Below are 1,944 nucleotides of genomic sequence, written 5' to 3' on the forward strand. Positions count from 1 at the left end.
TGAGCCGCAGGCGCCGAGCCTCCATCGCCTGCACCGAGCGAGCGGCCGACGTCGCCGGGCCGAGGCCGGCACCCGCGCCCGGGCGGCCCGGCCTCAGCCTTCCCTCCCGGCAGCAGGCCGGTGCGGATGCGCCCCGACCTCCTCGTACAGCGCCCCGAGCGTCCCCGCGATCTGCTGGATGTCCACGCTCTCGGCCGCCTCGCGCCCCGCGCGGCGGAGGTCGGTGAGCTCCCCGTCCAGCAGCGCAGTGAGCTTCTCCGCCGCGCGCCCCGGGAAGCCGGGACCGTCCCCCGCGACCTGGTGCGTGAGCACCCCGTCGGGCATCCCGTCGCGATAGATCGGGATCGCGCGCACCAGCGCCGGCACCTCGCAGGCCAGCGCCTCCCACAGCACGATCCCCTCGGTCTCCTCCTTGGTGAGGAAGCAGAAGACGTCCGCCCCGCAGTACGCCTCGCGCACCTGCTCCGCCTGCACGTAGCCGGGGAAGAGCGCGTTCGGCGGGGCGGAGGCCAGAGCCCGCTCGACGTCACGGGTGAGCATGCGCGGATCGGTGCGGCCGTACCAGACGAAGGTCACCTCCGGCAGCAGTCTCGCCACCTCCACCCAGTCGAGGATCCCCTTGCGCACCAACTGCATCCCGACGCTGACCACCACGCGTGCCTCCGGGCCGAGGCCCAGCTGCTCGCGCAGCCGCCTCCGCGCCCCCGGATCGGGGCGGAAGAAGGTCGTGTCCACGCCGTTGGAGAGCACCCGCACCGGGGCGCGCAGGCCGTACTCCGGCCGGGAGATGAGCCCGCGCGAGTACTCGCTCGGGGTGACCACGAGGTCGCCGCGGCGGTACAGGTGCGCGATCCAACGACGGAACAGCGGCGCGACGCGGTTAGCGCCGGGGAAGGAGTCGCGGAAGTCCTCCTCTGTCGAATGCGCCCACATCAGCACCGGCCGACGCCACAGCCGCGCCCAGTGCGCGAGCAGCGGCGTGTCCGGGAACGGGGCGTTCAGGTGCACCACGTCGAAGGGGCGCAGCGGGTTGGTGACCACCTCGTGGCCGAGGGCCCGCACGGCGGTCTCCTGATGGCGGATCGCGGCGCCGATCCCGGACTCCTTCGCCAGCGAGGCGAGGCCGCGCGGCAGCAGCACGCGCAGCGGCTCGTCGCCGCGCACCCCGCGGCGGGGAGGGCGTCCGGGCAGGACGGTGCTGGCGATGCGGTCCAGTCGACGCCCGGCCGCCTCGAGGGGCCGGCGGCGGCGCCTCGCGGCGCGGGAGCTCATGAGCATCGGGGAGTACTCCTCACCAGGGAAGGAAGCGCAGCAGCAGCGCGCTCACGCCGAGGCCGTAGGCGATCAGCGCCCACGGCTTGCACAGCAGGATGATCGTGACGTAGGTGCGCCACCTCATGCGGGTGGTGCCGGCGATATAGCACAGCAGGTCGTCGGGTGCGACGGGCAGCGCGATGGCGAGCGCGAAGGCGCGGGTGAAGTGCGCGCTGCGCGTCCAGCCCAGGAGCTTCTCCACCGTGCGCGGACGGAACATCCGCTCGATGAGGCCCAGACCCACGTGCCGCGCGATCAGGAAGTTCAGCAGGGAGCCCGAGCACACGGCGAGGTAGTTCAGCACGGTCCCCTCGACGGCGCCGAAGAGCACCGGCCCCGCGATCACCAGCAGGCCGCCGGGGACGATGGGGAAGACGACCGAGGCGGCGGAGACCACGAAGAAGGCGAGCGGACCCCAGGCGCCGAGCGAGTCGACGAAGGCCTGCAGGTTCGTCAGCGAGCGCAGCACCCCCGTGTCGAGCCCCCAGACCACCAGCGCGATCGAGAGGCCGAGGCCGAGCAGCGGGGAGAGCCGCGCGGCGATCCGCAGCGGGTCCCGTCGGATCCCCGCCTCCCGGCCGCCGGTCCCGGAGATCCGGTCGGCGCCGGGGCGGGCCGGGGCGGCCGGGG

2 protein-coding genes are annotated in these 1,944 nt (G+C 74.1%); both read right to left on the bottom strand.

Annotation, left to right across the window (positions count from 1 at the left end; translation table 11 throughout):
• Window positions 1-93 precede the first annotated feature (93 nt).
• Window positions 94-1,278, bottom strand: coding sequence for a glycosyltransferase (locus HMPREF3159_RS08430; RefSeq protein ID WP_070500625.1), 1,185 nt, complete (start codon window positions 1,276-1,278; stop codon window positions 94-96).
• Window positions 1,279-1,291: 13 nt separating this feature from the next.
• Window positions 1,292-1,944: TVP38/TMEM64 family protein (locus tag HMPREF3159_RS08435; RefSeq protein ID WP_246821576.1), on the bottom strand; the 653-nt coding region annotated here is incomplete at its 5' end.

Source organism: Brachybacterium sp. HMSC06H03, assembly GCF_001807385.1.
In the GTDB taxonomy this organism is placed as follows: Bacteria; Actinomycetota; Actinomycetes; order Actinomycetales; family Dermabacteraceae; genus Brachybacterium; species Brachybacterium conglomeratum.

Bases quoted from the DNA above. Each gene is read 5' to 3' on its own strand.
- HMPREF3159_RS08430 (WP_070500625.1), bottom strand. From the start codon at position 1,278: ATGCTCATGAGCTCCCGCGCCGCGAGGCGCCGCCGCCGGCCCCTCGAG.